Genomic DNA, 20,822 nt, shown 5'->3' on the forward strand with positions numbered 1-20,822 from the left:
CGACGTGACAGTTTACGATCTTCCAGCCTAACAACTGGGCGGCCCGGTCACAAATTTTGACCGCCAAAACCGAGGGATTTTGGCTGCCGTTGGCAGCCAGAATGCCGCTTTAGTAATACGTCTGGTCGATGACGTAAAACACGAACTTCTGCCCGTCTGGTTTGACACCGAAGCGGGTACGGCGAATGTCCTTGCTGGCGCGGTTTTTGAACTGTCGTTCGAGTGTAGCCAACTGGGACTCAATCTCCGGCGGCAGGAACTTGAAAACGGTGCGTCCCTCGGGATTGATGCCTGCGCGGTTCAACAGCTCCTGGTCGGCCTCGTCGAGGTCGCCCCGGCTCCAGGTCATGTATTTTCGGCCGTCGGCCGTCCGCTGCCCGGTGCGCGTGGCCGGCTTCGGCTGGGTCAACTTCGAGATATAGACAATCTCGTTGGCGCCGCCAAAAACGCCCAATTCGATGCCAAAGCCGTCGAGTTGCTTGGCATAGGTCTCGACGGTGTTTCCTGGCGGAAACCGTATCTCCCAGGCCGTTTGTCGCGCGGCACCGCCGCCAAATCCGCCACCGGTCCCCTTGGCCGGATGTTTTCCCGTCCCTTCGGACCGTCCCCCGGTACGAACGCCTTCACCGCGGGCAAATTGCATGTCGAAGCGGTCGAGACTTGCTTCACTGGAAACGGTGGCGTCGACAATTTCGGAAAGCGTGTCCGGAGTCTCGTCATCCATGATGTCGCTTTCGGCGGCAATCTCGCTCTCGGTGGGCGCCTCGATGTGCTGCCCTTCGGTGCCTACGCCGTTTTCGTAGCCGCCACCGCTGGCGAGCTCCTCCATTACCACCGGGACCGATTTCTCGAAGCGGAAGATCCCGCTCGACAGCCACGCCATGAGCAGACAGAACACACCACAGCCGACTAATACCAACAGCGATATAATCAGGCTGGCCGCATGATCGTAGGCCGACACCGCCAACGACGCGACCGGCGCCACGGGCGTGGTCTTGCGCAGCGGGCGAGATGGGCGGGCAGCCGTTTGCGACACGATCACTCTTCCAGTTTCGCGTTGGGGCGAATCGACAAAAACCAGTTGCGCCACTTTCGTACGGCGCCCGCGCGACGCGCGGGAGTAATGCCTTCATTCTCGGCCGGGTTCGAGATTGTGCGCGTCATGAACTGCAGCGTCTCCTCGGCAGCCAGGAAGACTTCGTCATCTGGATCCGATAGCGCCGCGATAATAAGGGGCGCATTGTTCAGGTCACGGGTACGCCCCAAGGCGCGGACAGCCGCGGCGCGTGCCTCGGGTTCATCGCTGCCGGCCAGGCTGCGCAAACGTCCGGCCAAACGACCGAGTTCGACCGGCGGCGCGCGGTCCACTTTTTCTTCCAACCCCTCCACAGCCCGCAGGTAATCCGGATGCCCCGGATCTTCGATGGCGGCCAACAACTGCTCGGCGGGACCGGCCAAGGGCTTCTGCCGTACTTGCCCCATGCGCAACTCGATATCATTCCCCGAGGGCAATCCGCGGCCTGTAATCAGCGTTCCCGGCCCCAGGTGATGCACACGCTCGATGCTCTTCTGACTGGAGCGGAGCAGGAACAGGAGCGCAAAGCACGTGTCTGTGGAATTGCCTGTAGTACCCGACCAAGTGCCGTCGGGCAATGCGGTTTTAGTCAAATAGTACACACCGTCGTCATACCAATGCGATGGCTTGAAAGGCGCGCTCGATGACGCCTCGCGAAAACTCTGATAGCGTTCAAAAGCGTAGAGGTAATAATGCACGTACTCGTTAGGATCAATCTTGTAATTGTCCTGCATCCACTTATCGCCGCGATCTAGCGCCTCTCCCAGGCGGGTCAAATTAACGCGTGTCACGACTGCCGTGGGCACGGGCTGCTGAGGTGCGGGAGCTTTGCGAACACGTTGCAGGACGGAGGGAGTTCCTGCCTCATCGCGAGGTCCGCCGCGGCGATATTTAAAGTGGTCAGCGCAGATATACAAACTTCCTAGACCGGCGCTGGCCATGCTATGGCGCACAAGCTGTTGGTCGACCAGCTTGTAGCTTCCTGGATCGGTACCCTGATAGCCCCAGGGGCCTTTGGGATCCTGCGTACGAATGAGCCATTCGGCGACCTTCTCCCAAGCTGCCTGCGGCGTCTTGAAGCCCGCCCGCTCTGCCTCCCAGAGGGCCAACACGCCGTATTGCGTCATCGAAGTGTCGCCCGTTTGACGCTCACGATAACCCCAGCCGCCGTGATCTTTCTGCATCGACAGTAGGTGATCGAGATAGGTCTGAATCTCGGGCTTCAACCCTTCGGGATCGAGTTCCACCAAGAAGATGGCACACAACCCCACGCTATACACATCGAGCGCTTCCAGGCTTGCTTTGCTGCCGGCGGCGCCGCGCACCGCTTCCAATGCCGAGCTGACTCCTGGGTGATCACGCTTCAAATCCGCCTTGAGCAGGGTCAGGCCGAACAAGGCCTTGGCGCCGACCCGCCCATCCGACGTTTTTTCAATGTAACTAATACCTTTTTTGATCAGCGCCTGGACCTCGGGGCTCTTGGGGGTGAATGCCGCGCGTGCCGGCGCCACAATCCCCAGCAGGCACAGGGCAGACACCGCGACTATGCCAAGCGGCACAGCGCGGTACGGCATGTCGCTGCGCAGCGGCAGCAAGCCTGTCGCATTTCGAGAGACCGGCCAGTTCATTGATGTGAGTTCCGCCCACCCGCGACTCGCTCGCACCACACCTGTTCGCCAACGGCGAAGCCCGCAGGCACAATATCAATAGGCAAGCAGCAGATAGGGTTGCGCGCAATAGGAAAGCGCGCCCAAGCCTCAGAATTTGATCCTATCTGGGCGGCCCCGAGGGTGTCAAGAAATGGCTTGGGAGCGTCCAGGGCATGGCCGCCGGCTGTCCTGAAACCACCCCAGCCGCGTGGGACCGGAGTTCGGCTCGGCAACTACTGCCGGCCAAAGCAGATGAGACACATATCGTCGCTTTGGGCGCGGTCGCCGACAAAGCTTTTGACGTCTGCGAGCAAAATTGCCCCCTGCTGCTGCACGCCCTTGGCGGCCGTTGCCAGATGATCGTGCAAGCGGGCCAGCCCGTACAAATCGTTGTTGGCGTTCATGGCCTCGCTAAAGCCGTCGGTGAACAAGGTCAACGATTCGCTAGGCTTGAGCACCATTTCGAACTGCTGGTACTCGTAGTCGCCGGCAACTCCGAGGGGCACTCCGGCCGCATCGGAGCCGACCTCTTCCACGCGACCGTCTGCGTGTCGCAGAAACGGCGCCATGTGACCACCGTTCACGAGGCATACCTCGTGTTTATTTGGATCGAGCACGGCGATCACGATGGTCACAAATCGGTCTTCCCAGCCGCTGGCGCTGAAGGCCGCGTTCAGGCGGTTCATAGCGCCTGCGGGCGTGGGCTCGCTGGCCAGGCAATAGCGGGCTTCGCTCGACAACTTCGCGGTCAGCAACGCTGCCGAGATGCCCTTGCCAGACACATCGGCCAGAATCATGGCCAATCGTCCGCCGGACAACGGAACGTAGTCGAAGTAATCGCCACCAACCTGGTTGGCCGGCTCGTAGAAGTCGAAAAAGTCGTAGCCTTCGACCTTCGGCGGCGCGCTGGGCAAAAATCCTTGCTGCACCTTGTGGGCCAGCTGCAAGTCGCGCTCGAAGGCGTGTTGCCGCATGGCCGCGTCGTGCAGCTGTGCGTTCTCGAGCGCCCGCCCGGCCTGGCCCGCGACGTTGGCCAGCACGTCGAGGTCTTCTTGCTGAAAGCGACTGCGCTGATCCAGCGTGTCGATCTGAATGGCCCCCAGCGCTTTGCCGGTGCTATTGAGCAACGGCGCGCACATCATCGATCGAATGCGAAAGTCGGCGATGCTCTGACTCGAATCGAAACGCGAGTCGCTGGCCGCATCGGCCGAGAGGATCGCCTCTTTACTTTGCATGACCTGGCTGACGATCGTGCGGCTGATGCGAATCATCTCCTCGGCGTCGGCTCGGCGATGCTTGACAGCCTTGGGAATCAGGGGCGCCTTATCGTTCTCTTGCAGGACGATGAATCCTCGGTCGGCCTGCAAGAACACCTTGAACAAGCTGTCGAGAATCTTTGGCAGCACCTGATCGACCGAGATGGCCGAGCCCAGGTTATCGTTGATTTCGAGAATGGCCTTGAGCTTGGCCTCGGCATTGACGGTGTATCGCCCCGGCTCTTTCTTGCTCAGGTCGAGCTTGGACATCACGGTCGAGCCGGCCGAGGCGCCGGCGTCGTCCACCAACTCGGCTGACAGCCCCAAGGCGCCGTCGATGGTGCCCGATTGCCGCTGCGGCTGTTCGCGGCGGAAGGTAAACAGCAGATCGCAGATCTTGATGCGATCGTTGTCCTCCAGGCGACGTCGATCGTGTATCTGCTGCCCGTTGACGTAGGTGCCGTTGCGGCTCTTGAGGTCCTCTAGGTAATAGTCGGCTTCGATTTGCAGGATCTGGGCGTGCTGCCGGCTGACGGCCCCGATGTCGAGCACGATGTCGCAATCCGGATGTCGGCCAAGCACGGCCTTCTCCGCTTCGAGCGGAAACTGCTGACCGGGAGCCATCCCCTTGAGAACTTGTAGTACGGCCATGGTGAGCAAGGGGCCAGAGCGATCTGGAAAATCTCGATCCGCGCAGGGGCCAAACAGCCACCCCGCGCGGCACGACACGGGGCCTAATGGCCCAGTTAGTGAGCGATTCTACGCCTTGCCAGCGCAGGGCGTCAACGGGCCAAGAAATGGTAATATCTGGAGACGCGGTAATACGTAATGTGAATGCACCCTACTTCCAACACAACGAAAGAAGAACATGCCCAAGATCGGCGTTGGCCTGGTAGGTAGTCAGTTCATTACGACGCAGCACTACGAAGCGTTGGCCCACGTGCCCGACGCGGAGGTGCTGGCTGTTGCGTCGCCGACGATCGAGCACGTGCGCACTTTCGCCGAGAAACGCGGCATCCCGCGCTGGTTTGTCGACTATCACGAGATGTATCGCCTGCCCGAGATTCAGCTGGTGGTGCTGGGGCTGCCGAACTACCTGCATTGCGAGGCCGTGCTGGCAGCGGCAGCGGCCGGCAAGCATGTGGTGTTGGAAAAGCCAATGGCCATGAACCTGGCCGAGTGCGATCGGATGATCGACGCCTGCCGCGCGGCCGGCGTCAAGCTGATGTATGCCGAGGAACTGTGCTTCGCCCCGAAGTATACGCGGCTAAAGCAAATGGTCGATTCCGGAGCGCTCGGCAAGCTCCATCTTGTCAAACAGATGGAGAAACATAGCGGCCCCCATACCGATTGGTTCTACAACACCGATCTCAGCGGGGGCGGCGTCGCGCTGGATATGGGCTGCCACGCGATTGAGTTCTTTCGCTGGTTGCTGTCCGGGCCCGACTGCGCGAACCGCCCCCGCGCCACCAGCGTCTACGCCCAGATGGGTACGCATGTCCATGCCCACAAGACGCGCGGCGACGACGAGGCGCTGATCATCGTCGAATTCGACAATGGCTGCACGGGCCTGGCCGAAGAAAGTTGGACCAAGCCGGGCGGCATGGACGATCGCGCCGAAGTCTACGGCTCGGCCGGACAGGCTTACGCCGATCTGTTGCGCGGCAACTCGATCCACACGTATTCCGAGCGCGGCTATGACTACGCCGTCGAAAAGGCCAGCCAGACTTCCGGTTGGAGCTTCACGATCTACGAAGAGAATTGGAATTACGGATTCCCGCAAGAGATGGCTCACTTTGTCGAATGCGTGCGCGACGATAAGCAGCCGATCGTCACGGGCGAGGACGGCCGCGCGACGTTGGAAATCATCATGGCCGCCTACGCTTCGGCCGGCAGCGGCCGGAAGATCACGCTGCCGTTTGCCACCGACGCTAAAAAACCGATCGACCTGTGGCGCCCCCCAGGAAAGCGTTGATCCGCAGATTGCGCAGATGACACAGATGGGAACGTATCGAACAGCGAGATTCGTCAAGACATGCGCTTCCCGCATCTCGGTTACGTCTTTCTTATCGGCCTCATCTGGGCAATCTGCTGGTAGTTTTGAGTTGGGTCGCGCCCGATGAAGCTCGACGACGTCATTCCCTGGGGCCGGTCGCTGGACGAATATCGCGCCATGTTCGCCTTGTCAGCGGCCGACGTGGCGAGTCGGATTCTGGGCTGCGGCGACGGGCCGGCCAGCTTCAATGCCGACGGGACGGAGTTGGGCTACCGCATCACCTCTTGCGACCCAATCTACGAATTCACGGGCGCGCAGGTCGAGTCGCGTGTACACCAGTCCTACCCAGCCATGATCGCGCAGGTGAAAGCGAAGCCGGATAACTTTCGCTGGGAGCTTTTTCGCGATCCCGATCACCTGGTCGAGTATCGTCTGGCAGCCATGCGCGGCTTCCTGGCGGACTACGAAGCCGGCAAGGCGTCAGGGCGGTATGTTGCCGCGTCGCTGCCACGACTACCGTTTGCCGATGCGGCGTTCGACCTCGCGCTCTGTTCGCATTTCTTGTTTCTTTATTCGGCACACATTGATTTGGCATTCCACCGCCAGGCGCTTCAAGAGTTGCTGCGCGTCGCACGTGAAGTGCGGATATTTCCTTTGCTCGATCTCGATTGCGTACGCTCTGCGCATGTCGAACCCGTCTGCGCATTCCTGCGCAGTGAAGGCCATCAGGTCGAGATTGTCCGCGTGCCATACGAGTTTCAGCGCGGCGGAAACGAAATGCTGCGGATCCGTCGACGCCATTCAAGCCAAAGCATGTGTTAGCCTGAGAAGCGGCAAACCGCACGTCGCCATGAGGATCGACCAACACATCTCGTCGCCATCGCCCACGAGAGGAACCTTCGCCAACGGCTAAAAATGGCGATTTCCGTGCGCGGCCCGCGCTTTGGCTGACGGGTCCCTGCGACTGGTCCACCCCCTTTGCCAACCCCGTTCGCAGCGACATAATGCGGGGCTACCGCCATTGTCCATCTTGGGACGATTTCGCCATTCGAGCCCGCGGAGGTGCCGCCATGCAAGACAAGCTGCAATATCAGGGCATCACATTCGACGACGTGCTACTCGAGCCTCGCTACAGCACAGTAGTGCCCGGCGACTGCGATGTCAGCACGCGGCTGACGCGGCGGATCAAACTCAACATCCCGCTGCTGAGCTCGCCCATGGACACGGTCACCGAGAGTGACATGGCCATCGCCCTGGCCCAGGAAGGGGGCCTGGGTGTCATTCATAAAAACATGTCGATCGACATGCAGACCAAAGAAGTCGACAAGGTCAAGCGCAGTGCCAACGGCATCATCTTCGACCCCGTCACGCTGCCGCCCGACGCCACAGTGGGCAAGGCCCGCGAGATCATGGCCCAACACAATGTCTCGGGTCTGCCGATCACCGAGAACTCCGGACGGCTAGCTGGCATTCTCACGCGGCGCGACTTGCGGTTCCTCGAAGCTAGCGACATGCGCATCGCCGAGGTCATGACCCGCGATCACCTGGTGACGGCCACGGGAAATGTAACGCTTGAGGAAGCTGAAAAGATCCTGATGGCAAATAAGGTCGAGAAACTTCTACTGGTTGACGAAAATAACAGACTGACCGGCCTGATTACGATCAAAGACATCGACAAGATGCGCCGGTTTCCGAATGCCTGCAAAGATAGGCAAGGCAGGCTACGCGTCGGAGCGGCCATTGGAGTACATGAATACGAGCGTGCTGAAAACCTGTTGAGCAAGGACGTAGACGTCCTGATCGTCGACAGTGCCCACGGGCATTCGGCCAACGTAGTCGAGACGGTACGGGGAATTAAGCAGCGTTGGGACATTGACGTCGTTGCGGGGAACGTCGCCACCAAGGAGGGATGCCACGATCTGATCGCCGCGGGAGCGGATGCTGTCAAAATCGGGATTGGACCTGGGTCGATTTGCACGACCCGCGTTATTTCCGGAGTTGGCGTTCCGCAGATTACGGCGATCTACCAAGCCGCGCAGGCTGCCAGCGATGCTGGCATACCGATCGTCGCCGACGGTGGCATCCGCTACTCGGGCGACCTGACGAAAGCCATCGCGGCAGGCGCGCACTCGGTGATGATCGGCGGACTATTCGCCGGACTCGCCGAGAGCCCAGGCGAACAGATCCTCTACCAAGGACGCACGTTCAAGATTTATCGCGGCATGGGCTCCATGGGCGCGATGGTCAAAGGATCCAGCGAACGATACCGACAAAGCACCAGCGAACGAGGCAGCGAAAAATTTGTGCCTGAGGGAGTCGAAGGACGAGTTCCCTTCAAAGGCCAATTGAGCTCGTTTGTCTACCAGTTGATCGGCGGACTGCGGGCGGGAATGGGTTACTGCGGTGCACGAGCAATCGAGGATTTGCGAAGGGATGCGCGATTCATTCAGGTTACAGCGGCCAGCGTGCGGGAGAGTCACCCACATGATATTGCCATTACGCAGGAAGCACCGAACTACAGCGCAGAGTACGCTGCCGGCGACGGCGCGTAGCCAAGCCTGGGCGGCCGGCGCATGGCGCGCGGCCCTGGCCGTTGCGTTTGCCTTGGCAACGACGCCCGCCTGGGCCGACTTTCAACCTGCGGCCGACAAATCTGCTTCCGCGGATGCCAGCTCTTCTTCCGCGGATACAACCGCGACACGCACGGCCAATGCCAAGCCCGCGGCCGGGTCCAATGGGTCGGCGAAGAACTTGAAGTGGCGCGCGGCCAAGACCGATGCCAGTGCGAACGACGCCAGCTCCTCGGCATCGTCGTTACGGACGGATGACGTTCGCGTGACGACCGTCGATCGCAGCCCGGCCGAAGTTAAGCCGTTGATCGACGAGAAACCGCTCGTCGAAGAGAAACCATCATCTGCGAAGTCCGTGATCAAGATTTCCATCGACAAGCGGCCGACCGTGACGAAGTCAAACGACAAAGAGCCGGTCGAATTCAAATCGGCCCCGCTTGCCAGGCCGATCAAGACGGCACGTTTGCGCCGCGGTGTCTCGGTCGAAAGATTGTCCGAGGCCAGCCCTTCGCCGCACTCGAGCGATACATACGACTCCGACGCTAGCTCGCTGAAGATTCTCAAGACATCGAACGAAGAGCCGAAGATCGACCCGTTTGGCGAAGATCTGCCGACTCCTCCTGTAGCAAAGGCTAAAAAGCGCGAACGCGCCGTGCGTGCCGCCCTGCAAGAGCCGCGTGGCGGCAGAGAGCCCGATCCCTTTGGCGACAACGAGCCGCGGCTGGAACAGGTCATGCCTAGTCAGCCTCCGTTGCCGTTGCCTGAGGACGAACTGACGCAAGCACCGAACGCTTTGCCCAATGCCTGCCCGACTCCCAAGGAATACGTTAAGAAGTTGGCCGACATCAGCACCAACATCGCCGCCGAGCCGGGCGAGTTCCCGGTGGAGTGCGGTCTGGGTGACGAGCAGTTCGTGCCGCGCGATTGGCAGAACATGATCTTCGCGTGGAAAGCTTCGGCGCTGTGCCACAAGCCGCTGTACTTCGAGGATGTCCAACTGGAACGATACGGTCAGACTCCTTCGCCGCTGTTCCAGCCGCTGCTGTCAGCCGCCAGGTTTTACCTGGTGCTGCCGGCCCTGCCTTACATGATGGGCCTGGAGCCGCCTTGCGAGTGCATCTATCCGCTGGGCTACTACCGCCCGGGCAGCTGCGCTCCATTTATCATTCCGCCGGTGCCCATCAGCTTGCGAGGTGCGCTGCTGGAAGCTGGCGTGTGGGTCGCGGGCGTGGCGCTGGTGCCGTAACACGGAAAGTATGAACGATGAATGCGGAATGATGAGCGGCTGATGCCCGTTGCAGGCGCCCTTGGTAGGGCGGACGCCGACTCATAATGCGTCCCTTGTCATTCGCCTTCTCCCACTACGCGCCGCAGCCGCCGGTGCCGCACCAGGGAGCACCACAGCCTCCGGCTTTCGGCATCGGCTGACAGACCTGCAGGCTGGCGCCTTTGGCCGTGTGGGCTGCTGGCACGCTGAGCTGCTTTTCGAGTTTTGTGCTGCCGCAATCAGGGCAGGTTGGCCTCTCGCCGCCGCGTAGCAACAGCTCAAAATGGTCGCCGCAGCCGGCGCAGGCGTACTCGTAAAGTGGCATGTCGGGCACCGTTACCGTGCAGGGACTGGCTGGAATCAGGTTCTGGCCCCATTGTAATGGCCGAGACTTCCGGCAGCCATGCGGTTGTATGCAGGGGCTAGTGGCCTGGGGCCGTCGCCAACCCGATAGTCAGTGCCGGCGTGCGAGCCAGGGCCAGGGTGCGGCGACTATCAAAACGCGCACGCCCAAGCGACCGTGCGGCACGCTCGGGAATGTTCTGGACAGGCGGTCCGGCTAGGACTAACATCCGGGGGAATAGGTGCCTTCGCACCTGAAAATTGCAGGCGGCAATCAGCTAATGAGCGTCATCCCAGGCCGGTAGCTCCCACGCCCTTTTCGGCGCCGTTGCGGGCACGTTCTTTCACGGCCGCTTCCATCGTCATTACCACCGGCGCGGTTTGCGCGAGTCGATCGCGCTTCCCACGCCCGGACGACATATTCCTATTCCTATCGTGATGATGCGATTGCCCAGAATCGGCACCTCTTGCTCGGATGCGGGCACGGCTTTCTTTGCGAGCGATTTGCAGTAACTCATTAAGTAACACGCAGCATTCCCATGCCAAGAATCCTTAGACTCACGACTGCGCTAAGTATCGTACTTGCAGGCACCGGACAGGCGATGGCTACGATCACGGTCACGCCGGATGCGCTGACTGGCGGCGACTCGTTCGCAGGCGCTTCGGCGCCGGTCTTCTTCACGAATTACTCGGGCGCGTTTCCGGCGATTCAGGTCGACGCGGCGCTGGCGACGATGGACCCAATTGGGTTCAGCACCGCTTATCAAAGCGGCGACCTGCCGGATTCGTCGGGCTTTGACGGACTGCGCCTGGTGGAACGCGTAACAAACAATACTGCGGTCGCGTGGTCCACTTTTCATATCGGGTTCGATGATCCCGTGTCGCTGTTTGTGGTCAGCGAGATTCCTTCGACCTACACCATCACTGGCGATGTGCCGAACTTTATCGCCACGATTGCCCCCACCATCGGCACGCCGACATCCGGCGCCGCATCGGTCGATTTCGCCTTTGCCAGTCCTCTGCTTCCTGGCGAGTCATTTGGCATGTATCTCGCCTACACGCTGCCGGGCACCGATGGCAATGGGTCAGCCCACATTACGCAAACGGCAGGCGTCCCGGAGCCCACAACGATCGTTCTCGCCGCGGTGGGCGGCTTGATCTTATTGCTGTGGCGCCGGCGCGTGACGTGACGCACGACGCGCCCGGAACATACTGCCGCTAGCGCAAAGTAACGAAAGCCTGAACCACCGACGGATGGGTATTGTCGCCGCGAAAGTTAGAATGTTGGGCATGCGTACCCAAACTCTCAATCGCCGCCAGTCGCAGGAAGTTGATCGTCGCGCTGTGGCCGAATATGGCATGGCGGCCCTGGTATTGATGGAGAACGCCGGGCGAGGCGTCGTCGATACACTGTGCCAGATCGGCATCGCGAGTCCCGTCGTGATCTGTTGCGGTCGCGGCAATAACGGCGGCGACGGATTTGTGATCGCCCGACATCTCGATCTACGGCGGGCGCAGGTCCGCGTCGGCCTGTGGTGCGATCCGGCCGCGCTGCAAGGTGACGCGGCCGCGAACTATGCGATCCTGGCGCGCAGCAGCGTTCCGATTGATGTTTTCACCGGCCCTCATGACGTCGCGCGGCTGACGACGATGCTCGACGGCGCCGCTTGGATCGTCGATGCACTGCTTGGTACGGGTTCTCATGGCGATCCTCGTTCTCCGCTGGATGACGTGATCGACCAGCTCAATGCGCACCCGGCTCCTAAGCTGGCCGTTGATATTCCCAGCGGATTGGACTGCGACACTGGCGCCGCCTCGCGCCATACGATTCGCGCCGCGCATACCTGCACATTCGTGGCTCAGAAGCCCGGCTTCTTGCAAGCCGGCGCTCGGATGTTTACGGGCGAGATCCACGTCTTGGATATTGGCGCGCCGCGCAAGTTGATCGACGATTGCCTGGCTTCAGCCCAGGCGCAGCGCGCGCCATAATCTGCACGCGTAGTGCGTGCCACCTCTACCCCCGTTGGCGTATCCGGAGCGAAGACATAGGATACCCTCTCGTCGGCGCCGTCCGTGTGCCGCGAATCCATTTCCCTCTGGCGCGACCTTCGCCTGTTTGCCAATCATGAGTAAATCGCGCTCCGCACGTCAGGCATCACTCCCCGGCATGGAAGACGAAGCGCCTATTAAGGGGCCAACGCTGTCGCAGCCGACCGGCCACTCGAAAGCTAGCGGGCCCTCGAAATCTGCCCATGACGCAAGCCTTGGCGGTATCGAAGAGAGAACTGGCGACGAGGCATCTATCGACGGGGACCATGCCGACGACAGCGACCTCGATGATGCTGTCGTGCCGTCGCTGCTTTCCGCCAGCGGGCCGACGATGCCGCCCGATCTGACCGGGAAGTTGATTTACGCGATCGATTCCAACTCGCTCATTTTCCAGGTGTTTCACGCCATTCCCGAGATGACCAGCCCGCGCGGCGAGCCCATGAACGCGGTGTTTGGCTTTACGCGCGACCTGCTTTTCTTGCTGGAAAAGAAAAAGCCCGACTATTTGTTTTGCACATTCGATATGTCGGGCCCAACATTCCGCCACGAGCTGTACGAGGCATACAAAGGGCAACGCAGTGAGATGCCGAGTGAGTTACGGCCGCAGTTCCCGGCATTGCGGCGAATGATCGCGGCGCTCGGGATTCCCATTCTGGAGCTGGAGTCCTTCGAAGCCGATGACATTTTGGCGACGCTTGCCCGGCTCGCCGACGAGGCAGGCGGAGAGTGCGTATTGGTGACCGGCGACAAGGACTGCCGGCAGTTGATCACCGATCGAGTCGCTGTCTACAACGTTCGCAAGGACCAGATGTATGACGCTGCGGCGCTAGCGGCGGATTGGGGCATTCGTCCCGATCAGGTCGTCGACTATCAGGCGATTGTCGGCGACTCGGTAGACAATGTGCCTGGCATTCCGCTGATCGGCCCGAAGATCGCCCGCGAGTTGCTCACGAAGTTCGACACGTTGGAGGGCGTTTTTGCTCATGCCGACGAAATTGCCGGCACCAAACGGCGCGAAAACGTGATCGCGGGGCGTGAGCAAGCGTTACTGAGCCGTGAGTTAGTGCGACTCGACACGAGCGTCCCGATCACGATCCGTTGGGAAGCGGCCCAGGCAGGCCGCGTCGACCACGAAAAGGCGCTGTCGCTGTGCGCGGAGTTTGGCTTCCATCGTTTTGCCGAGCAAATCCGCTCGACACAATCGCGCCGGCCCGATGCGCAGTGGCAGGTCACGTATCACACCATCAGCACGGCCGAACAGCTCGAGGCCTGGCGACAGCAGTTGGCAGCCCAACGACGCGTGGTCATGCGCGTCGAGGGGAGTAGTCCCATGACGGTACACGCCGAGATTACGGGCATTGCCCTTGCCTGGACGCCTGGCGAAACATGGTATTTGCCCATGGCGGCCGTGGGTGATGCGGGAAATCTGGCCCGCGACGACGCGCTATCAGCTTTGAAACCCTTCCTGGAAGACAAAAACACGCAGAAGATTTCGCGCGATCTGAAGCACGACATGATCATGCTGGCCGGCGCCGGGATTCAAGCGCAAAACATGGCTTTCGACACGATGCTGGCCAGTTATTTATTGGACGCCGGTGAACGCAACCATACGCTGGGCGAGTTGGCCGAGCGATACTTGGAACACACGCTCGCCAAATCCGGCCTGATAGCCGATGCAGCGCAGGAAGGATCGACGGCCGCCCAAATCGCGATGATCACAGCGGCCACGGTCAACGAAGAGGTCGACGTCACATTGCGGCTAGAGCCGATTCTGGCGGGCAAGCTGCGTGAGGCTGAACTTGATCGTTTGCTGGTGGATCTCGAAGTGCCATTGGCCGAAGTTCTGGCCGAGATGGAGCGCACCGGGATTCGCGTTGATACGGCGCGCCTCGGCGAACTAGGCGCCGCTTACGGTGGCAGAATCGCATCGCTCGAAGCCGAGATCTATGCGTTGGCGGGTCATGAGTTCAACATCGCCTCGCCCAAGCAATTGCAGCAGGTGCTCTTCACCGAACAGAAGTTGCCGCCGCTACGGCGCACGAAGTCGGGCCCCAGCACGGACGCCAGCGTGCTCGAAGAGTTGGCCGCGCAACATCCGCTCCCGGCCAAGATCATCGAGTATCGACAGTACGCCAAGCTGAAGAACACCTACGTCGACGCGCTGCCGGTGCTGGTCAACCCACACACCGGCCGTGTGCATGCCACATTCCAACAGGCCGTAGCGGCCACCGGCCGCTTGAGCTCGACCGATCCCAACTTGCAAAACATCCCGATTCGCACGCGCGAGGGGCGCGAAATTCGTTCGGCATTTCTGCCCGGCCCGCCGGGCTGGCGGTTGTTGTCGGCCGACTACTCGCAGATCGAGCTACGCGTGCTTGCGCACTTTTCGCACGACGAGGCGTTGTGCGCCGCATTCGCGCGGGGCGACGATATTCACACTCAAGTTGCCTCGCAGGTTTTTGGCGTGGCGCTGGCCGACGTCACGTCCGAGATGCGACGCCGCGCGAAGGCGGTGAACTTCGGCGTGCTCTACGGACAAAGCGCATTCGGCCTGGCCAAGAGCCTGAACATCGAACAGGACGAGGCGGCGGCGTTTATCGCTGCCTACTTCGATCGCTATCCGGGCGTCGACAAATTCCTTATAGAAATACTGGAAGGATGCAGAACAAACGGGTATGTTAAGACCATCCTGGGGCGCAAACGATCCATTCGCGGCGTTCGATCAGATGCCGGTCGGCAGCGGAACCTGCCCGAGCGGACTGCTATCAATACCGTAATTCAAGGTTCAGCGGCCGACTTGATCAAGCTGGCCATGCTGGCAGTACGTCAGCAGTTGCGCGCCGGTACGATGTCGGCGCGGTTGCTGTTGCAAATCCATGACGAATTGCTTTTCGAGGCTCCCGAAAAGGAATTGGAATCATTAGCAGGCTTGGTGCGTGCCGCCATGGCGGGTGTGATACCGCTGGAAGTTCCCTTGGTGGTCGATGTAAAAACCGGCTGCAACTGGGCCGAAACCGAATTGTGGTCGCATCCGAACGATGATTCGCTAACTAACAGTACAAACTAAGAGTCAGGTGCTAACTAAGGACAAGTTTACCGATCAGCGCCGCGTTAGTCGGCCAATGTGCCGGTCGCCACAAAACTGGAACCTTAAAGGACGCAACGTTTGGCCGGTCCCTGGCCCAATCAGCAAGTGAGTGAGACCCCAATGCGGGTTATTGGTCTTGTTGGTGGGATTGCTAGCGGAAAGAGTCTGGTGGCGCGACAAATGGTAGAATTGGGTGCGGGCTGGCTCGACGCCGATCGTGCCGGACACGAAGCCCTCGAGATACCCGATGTCAAGCAGGCGCTGCGTGACCGGTGGGGAGACGATGTGATAGCGGCTGATGGCCGGGTTTCCCGGGCGGCCGTTGGGAAACATGTATTTGGCCCTGCGGCCACAGCGAACCGTCGGTTCCTGGAACAACTTACGCACCCGCGCATTGGAGAATTGTTGGGTCGGCAGGCGGCCGCCCTGGAAGAGGAGGGAAAGAGTGTCCTGGTGCTTGATGCGCCCCTGTTGATGGAAGCGGGTTGGGACGAATTTTGCGACAAAACGGTTTTCGTAGACACCCCGCATGAGGTACGATTACAGAGAGCCCGAGGGCGCGGTTGGAGCGACGCGGAGTTTTCCGCTCGTGAGGCCGCGCAAGAGTCTCTGGACGTAAAGCGCAAGCGTGCCGATGTGGTCTTAGACAACTCCGGATCTCCGGAGTTCACACGCGAGCAAGTCGAGCGGTTCTGGCGCTCACTCATCGGCTGATTGCCCTGCGTCACTAGCCCGTCAAGCCCACCGCGGCATGCGCACCAATCACTGACGACACATCGATCCCATTCGCGTTCGATTTCGTTGTTCGACTGACTGCCCCAGGGGTCCACTCCCCAATTCCCACAAGGTTACTAAGTTCCCCTGCCGTTGACGCCTTCAGTGCGCCGACACTATCGATCTCATCCGGAGTAGTTCCGCCATGTCGGAAACACGACAAAGCCGCGTCACGAAGACCAAGCAGCCCGGCAACGAAAAGCCGTATAGCTCGGACACCAGCGATCTCGAAGGCGAGCCCCTCTCATTGGCCGAGGAAATCGCCGAAGAGGCGGCCCTCCGCGGCGACGATACCGACGATCGCTACGAGCAGATCAAGCAAGGCGACATTCACATTGCCGAACTGCAGCGGATGAGTATGCCGCAGCTGATCGACCAGGCCCGCCGCGAAAACCTCACCGAGCTAACGGGCATCAAGAAGCAGGACCTGATATTCAAGATCCTCAAAGAGCGGGTAAAGCAGAACGTATTGATGTTCGGCGAAGGGACGCTGGAAGTGCTACCCGACGGTTTTGGATTCTTGCGCAGCCCGGATTATCACTACCTTTCCTGCCCGGACGATATTTATGTATCGCCCAGCCAGATTCGGCGGTTTGGATTGCGGACGGGCGCTACGGTCTCGGGGCAAATCCGCCCCCCTAAAGAAAACGAGCGCTACTTCGCGCTGTTGCGAGTCGAAGCCATCAATTACCAGGACCCTAACCTGGTGGCTGAGCGGGTATCGTTCGACGAGCTTACGCCATTGCACCCGGACAAGCGGGTTGTGCTCGAGGCGTCGGCCGATGAAGTCAGCATGCGGGTCGTCGATCTGATCGTGCCGATCGGTTTCGGTCAGCGCGGTCTGATCGTCAGCCCGCCACGCGCCGGCAAAACCATCCTGCTGCAGAAAATGGCCAAGAGCGTGTTGATCAATCACCCCGAGGTGTATGTGATCATGCTCTTGATCGACGAACGGCCCGAAGAAGTCACCGACATGGAGCGGCAGGTCAAGGGTCCCAACTGCGAAGTGATCAGTTCGACCTTCGATGAGCCGTCGGCGCGACACCTGCAGGTTTCAGAGATGGTCATCGAAAAGGCCAAACGGATGGTCGAGTACGGCCACGATGTGATCATCTTCCTGGATTCGATCACGCGGCTGGCCCGTGCCTGGAACGCCGAGGTACCGCATTCCGGCAAAATCCTCTCCGGCGGCGTCGACGCCAATGCACTGCAGCGGCCCAAGCGATTCTTCGGCGCCGCGCGCAAGGTCGAAGAAGGGGGTTCGCTAACGATCATCGCCACGGCCCTGGTCGACACGGGCAGCAAGATGGATGAAGTGATCTTCGAAGAGTTCAAGGGGACCGGCAACCTCGAGGTGGTGCTGGATCGCAAGCTGGTCGACAAGCGCATCTATCCGGCGATCGACGTCAATCGCAGCGGCACCCGCCGCGAAGAAATGTTGATGGACCCCGAAGAGCACCGTCGCGTGTGCATCCTCCGCCGCGTGCTCAACGATATGAACCCCACCGACGCCATGGAACTGCTCACCACGCGGCTGCAGAAGACCAAGAGCAATGCCGAATTCCTGATGAGCATGAAGTCGTAGAACCGCTTTGGCGACGCTCCGCCGCGACTGATGTCGTGCGTCATGTTGTGTAGAACGTGCCCAAGGCTCCCCACCGCGTGCAGCACCGAGCGGGTGCTCAACTAGGCCTTGTCTGGCACGCGATCTTGTTAGGGAAATCATGCCTCAGATTTATCGCGGTGAAATGGCGACGACCTCGCGGCGGATAGCGATCGTCGTGGCGCGCTACAACGATTCGGTCACGTCGCGGCTGCTTGCGGGCGCGATCGAGACTTTTGCGCGGCACGGCGTCCCCGAGACGCAGCTCGTCGTGGCCTGGGTGCCCGGCGCTTTCGAGATTCCGGTCGTGGCCGCGCGGCTGGCCGAGCGAGGAGATTATGCGGCGGTCGCCTGCCTGGGGGCCGTGATCCGCGGTGAAACGACGCATGATCAACACATAAATCGGGCAGTGAGCCTGGAATTAGCGGCCCTCTCGGTGCGCACAGGTGTTCCGGTATTGTTCGGCTTGCTGACCTGCGATACTCTCGAACAGGCGATCCACCGCTCGGGCGGGAACGTAGGCAATAAAGGAAATGACTGCGCCGAGGCCGCCCTGGAGATGATCCACCTGCTCGGGCAGCTGCCGCAATAAGCCGCCGAGCGAGCGCACTTTAGCGTCGGCCCTGCGGCTGGAAAGCCGCTGGCCACAGCTCCCACAAAAAAAGTGCGACGGCCAGCCGACGACGCGAAATGGTCGTCCAGGGGTCCACAGGAGGAGCCGGCCCCGCGCGTGAGTCGCCCACAGCCCACGTAATCACGTACCACCCGACAAACACCCAAGCCGCTAGAATCTTTGCCATGACACGCCGCAGTCGAGCTCGTGAAGTTGCGCTGCAAGTCCTCTACCAGGACGACCTGAATCCGACGCACAATCCAGGCGTCGCCGATCAGTTTCTGCAGTCGCGATTGCAAGGGGATGAGCTAGTCGAGTTGGCGCGTAGCCTGGTATCTGGTGTGCGCCGCAATCAAGCCGAGCTCGATGCCCTGCTGTCGCGGACGGCTGACAATTGGAGCCTGGGGCGGATGGCTGCCACGGACCGCAACGTGCTCCGCCTGGGTGCCTACGAGATCCTTTACACTGCGACGCCCGGCCGGGTCGCGATCAACGAAGCCGTCGAGTTGGCCAAGCGCTTTGGGACGGCCCACAGCGCCCAGTTCGTCAACGGCATCCTCGATCGGTTCTTAGCCGGCCATGCGCCCAGTGATCGCGACGAACCTCGCGGGAAAGGCTAACGACCTTGGACGCGCAGGGACTAGGGCTCCAGTTCAGCATTCGCAGGCTGCTGGCAACGACTGCGTTTGTCGCGTTCGCGATTTGGAGTTGGCCGCACACCTGGCAACCGCCCGGCAGCATGGTATTCGGGATCCTGCCGGCCTTGATACTGTTTTGGTTTTTCTTTGCGCCCAGCGCCTGGCGCTCATATCGCCTGCGCTACCAGGCCGCGGCAGCTTCGCCCGCGCAAATTTCACGGCGCAACCTGCGCCGCGAGGGAATGTCGCTTGCCTGCGCGTTGATGGCCATTATTCCCGCTGGCTTGATGTGGCTCCTCTTCCTGCTCGACCCGTTTGAATCAGGTCACCCCTGGGTTCACCGCACAATGGAAATCCTGCTTTATCTGGCGATTTCTTTGTGCGCGGGGTCCATTCTCTTTTTGATCATTACACTCATAATGTTTCGCGGGGCTCGCCAGAACTTTCCTCTGCTGTTGCTGCGTAGCGTGACGCTGGCGACCAATGTGTTATGGCCGCCGGTCTTTTACTTCGCCGTGCTCACCAAGCTATGATGGGCCGCCTGGATGCATCGCCGAAGTTGGACGCCCCCTGCTTTCACGGTTAGCAATAATTCGCCAAAGGCAATTCCTGCACAATGGGATTATTCGACAGGTTCAAGAAGAAGGCCGACGACGGCGCACCTCCGGACAAAGAGGTCGATAAGCCTGTATCCGGCAAGCCCGACGAGGGGACCATTCGGGTCGGTCCCTCAGAAAAGACCTTGCTCGCGGCCAGCATTGCTGCGCCCGATCGCGTGACCCACGAGCCGGCCGTGTCGCCGCCGACAGCACCTGCGGCCCCCGTCGAGGCTGCGGCCGAGGCCGAACCTGTCAAGAAATCGGGCTTCTTCGCCAAGATTCGCGAGGGCTTGAAGAAGACGACGCGAATCCTGAATACCGACATTCGCGACTTGTTCAAGAGCGAAGGTCGACTGGTCGACGACGCCTTTCTCGACGAGTTGTTGGAAATCCTCATCAAGACCGACATGGGTGTCGCCTCGGCCCAACAGGCCATCGACCAGGTCCGCACCGATTTCCGCGGCCGTGTCGTTCATATGCAAGACGTTGTCGGGAATCTAAAGACGAAGCTCAAGGAGCTGCTCCAGCAACCTGAAGAACCGATTCGCTTCGCCGACGCGGGCACCACCGTGATCATGGTCGCCGGAGTCAATGGCGCCGGCAAGACGACATCGATTGCCAAGCTGGCGCGGATGTTCATCAATCAGAAAAAGAGCGTCGTGCTGGGGGCGGGCGACACTTTCCGCGCCGCGGCCGTCGAGCAGTTGACGATCTGGGCGGGCCGCCTGGGGGCCGAGATCGTCACGGGGGAAGCCAAGAGCGACCCGGCCAGCGTGGCGCATCGCGCCGTGAGCCGCGCTGTCGAAATCGGCGCCGACGTGTGCATTATCGACACGGCCGGCCGGCTGCAAACGCAGCAGAACCTGATGAAAGAACTGACAAAGATTCACACGGTCATCTCCAAGAAAGTGCCCGGCGCGCCGCACGAGGTGCTACTGGTCCTGGATGCCACCACAGGGCAGAACGGCATCAGCCAGGCCAAGAGTTTCAGCGAGGCTGTGCAATGCTCGGGTATTGTGCTGGCCAAGATCGACGGCACCGCCAAGGGGGGCGTCATAGTGGCGATTCGCCAACTTGTCGGCCTGCCGGTTAAATACCTCGGCATCGGGGAAAAGGCCGAAGACCTGACTCTCTTCAATCCCGACGAATTCGTGGAAGCCATGTTCGAGGATTTGCTTTCACCGGCTAGTCCCGCCAAATAGAACGCGAGCGTCAGATGCGCTCGGCAGATTCCGGCCTCTCGAAGTACGAGTTTTGGGTGTCACTGCTGGCCTGTCCAGCAGTGCGAATCGTCGTGAAACCG

The 20,822-nt window shown here is 60.6% G+C and carries 18 protein-coding genes; 13 read left to right on the plus strand and 5 right to left on the minus strand.

Features of this window, described 5'->3' with window-relative positions:
- Window positions 1-109 precede the first annotated feature (109 nt).
- The 3 genes from VGG64_29300 to VGG64_29310 form a co-directional block, all read right to left on the minus strand.
- Window positions 110-1,036 carry a hypothetical protein gene (locus VGG64_29300; GenBank protein HEY1603735.1) on the minus strand — a complete coding sequence of 309 codons (927 nt, stop codon included), beginning with the start codon at window positions 1,034-1,036 and terminating at the stop codon, window positions 110-112.
- A gap of 2 nt (window positions 1,037-1,038) precedes the next feature.
- The gene (locus tag VGG64_29305) at window positions 1,039-2,703 is read right to left on the minus strand and encodes a hypothetical protein (GenBank protein HEY1603736.1); all 1,665 of its coding nucleotides are present in this window, start codon (window positions 2,701-2,703) and stop codon (window positions 1,039-1,041) included.
- A 254-nt stretch (window positions 2,704-2,957) separates the two neighbouring features.
- Window positions 2,958-4,631 (minus strand): SpoIIE family protein phosphatase, encoded by a 1,674-nt coding sequence (locus tag VGG64_29310; GenBank protein HEY1603737.1) that lies wholly within the window; start codon window positions 4,629-4,631, stop codon window positions 2,958-2,960.
- Between the two features lie 217 nt (window positions 4,632-4,848).
- On the opposite strand from VGG64_29310, the gene VGG64_29315 reads away from it, so the two are divergent.
- From VGG64_29315 to VGG64_29330, 4 genes are all read left to right on the plus strand, one after another.
- Window positions 4,849-5,955, plus strand: a complete 1,107-nt coding sequence (locus VGG64_29315; protein ID HEY1603738.1) for a Gfo/Idh/MocA family oxidoreductase — start codon at window positions 4,849-4,851, stop codon at window positions 5,953-5,955.
- Window positions 5,956-6,099: 144 nt separating this feature from the next.
- Window positions 6,100-6,798, plus strand: coding sequence for a class I SAM-dependent methyltransferase (locus VGG64_29320; protein HEY1603739.1), 699 nt, complete (start codon window positions 6,100-6,102; stop codon window positions 6,796-6,798).
- A gap of 248 nt (window positions 6,799-7,046) precedes the next feature.
- Window positions 7,047-8,528, plus strand: coding sequence for an IMP dehydrogenase (gene guaB, locus VGG64_29325; GenBank protein ID HEY1603740.1), 1,482 nt, complete (start codon window positions 7,047-7,049; stop codon window positions 8,526-8,528).
- 52 nt (window positions 8,529-8,580) lie between these two features.
- Window positions 8,581-9,792 carry a hypothetical protein gene (locus VGG64_29330; protein ID HEY1603741.1) on the plus strand — a complete coding sequence of 404 codons (1,212 nt, stop codon included), beginning with the start codon at window positions 8,581-8,583 and terminating at the stop codon, window positions 9,790-9,792.
- A 115-nt stretch (window positions 9,793-9,907) separates the two neighbouring features.
- On the opposite strand, the gene VGG64_29335 is transcribed toward VGG64_29330, so the two are convergent.
- Window positions 9,908-10,138, minus strand: a complete 231-nt coding sequence (locus tag VGG64_29335; protein ID HEY1603742.1) for a zinc ribbon domain-containing protein — start codon at window positions 10,136-10,138, stop codon at window positions 9,908-9,910.
- Between the two features lie 305 nt (window positions 10,139-10,443).
- Window positions 10,444-10,575, minus strand: coding sequence for a hypothetical protein (locus VGG64_29340; protein ID HEY1603743.1), 132 nt, complete (start codon window positions 10,573-10,575; stop codon window positions 10,444-10,446).
- A gap of 182 nt (window positions 10,576-10,757) precedes the next feature.
- Here VGG64_29340 and VGG64_29345 point away from each other — a divergent pair, with 182 nt between their 5' ends.
- The 9 genes from VGG64_29345 to ftsY all read left to right on the plus strand — a co-directional run bounded on the left by VGG64_29345 (window position 10,758) and on the right by ftsY (window position 20,721).
- Window positions 10,758-11,345 (plus strand): PEP-CTERM sorting domain-containing protein, encoded by a 588-nt coding sequence (locus tag VGG64_29345; GenBank protein ID HEY1603744.1) that lies wholly within the window; start codon window positions 10,758-10,760, stop codon window positions 11,343-11,345.
- Window positions 11,346-11,445: 100 nt separating this feature from the next.
- Window positions 11,446-12,144 carry an NAD(P)H-hydrate epimerase gene (locus tag VGG64_29350; protein ID HEY1603745.1) on the plus strand — a complete coding sequence of 233 codons (699 nt, stop codon included), beginning with the start codon at window positions 11,446-11,448 and terminating at the stop codon, window positions 12,142-12,144.
- 136 nt (window positions 12,145-12,280) lie between these two features.
- Window positions 12,281-15,271 (plus strand): DNA polymerase I, encoded by a 2,991-nt coding sequence (polA, locus tag VGG64_29355; GenBank protein ID HEY1603746.1) that lies wholly within the window; start codon window positions 12,281-12,283, stop codon window positions 15,269-15,271.
- Between the two features lie 141 nt (window positions 15,272-15,412).
- Complete coding sequence (coaE, locus tag VGG64_29360; protein ID HEY1603747.1) at window positions 15,413-16,006, plus strand: dephospho-CoA kinase; 594 nt, start codon at window positions 15,413-15,415, stop codon at window positions 16,004-16,006.
- A 373-nt stretch (window positions 16,007-16,379) separates the two neighbouring features.
- Complete coding sequence (gene rho / locus VGG64_29365; protein HEY1603748.1) at window positions 16,380-17,651, plus strand: transcription termination factor Rho; 1,272 nt, start codon at window positions 16,380-16,382, stop codon at window positions 17,649-17,651.
- A gap of 139 nt (window positions 17,652-17,790) precedes the next feature.
- Window positions 17,791-18,261, plus strand: a complete 471-nt coding sequence (gene ribH / locus VGG64_29370) for a 6,7-dimethyl-8-ribityllumazine synthase (GenBank protein ID HEY1603749.1) — start codon at window positions 17,791-17,793, stop codon at window positions 18,259-18,261.
- A gap of 206 nt (window positions 18,262-18,467) precedes the next feature.
- The gene (nusB, locus tag VGG64_29375) at window positions 18,468-18,902 is read left to right on the plus strand and encodes a transcription antitermination factor NusB (protein HEY1603750.1); all 435 of its coding nucleotides are present in this window, start codon (window positions 18,468-18,470) and stop codon (window positions 18,900-18,902) included.
- A 5-nt stretch (window positions 18,903-18,907) separates the two neighbouring features.
- Window positions 18,908-19,453 (plus strand): hypothetical protein, encoded by a 546-nt coding sequence (locus tag VGG64_29380; protein ID HEY1603751.1) that lies wholly within the window; start codon window positions 18,908-18,910, stop codon window positions 19,451-19,453.
- Window positions 19,454-19,536: 83 nt separating this feature from the next.
- Window positions 19,537-20,721: a signal recognition particle-docking protein FtsY gene (gene ftsY, locus VGG64_29385; GenBank protein HEY1603752.1), complete on the plus strand. Its 1,185-nt coding sequence runs from the start codon at window positions 19,537-19,539 to the stop codon at window positions 20,719-20,721.
- The last annotated feature ends 101 nt before the right edge of the window (window positions 20,722-20,822 follow it).

This window comes from Pirellulales bacterium (assembly GCA_036490175.1).
GTDB lineage: Bacteria > Planctomycetota > Planctomycetia > Pirellulales > JACPPG01 > JACPPG01.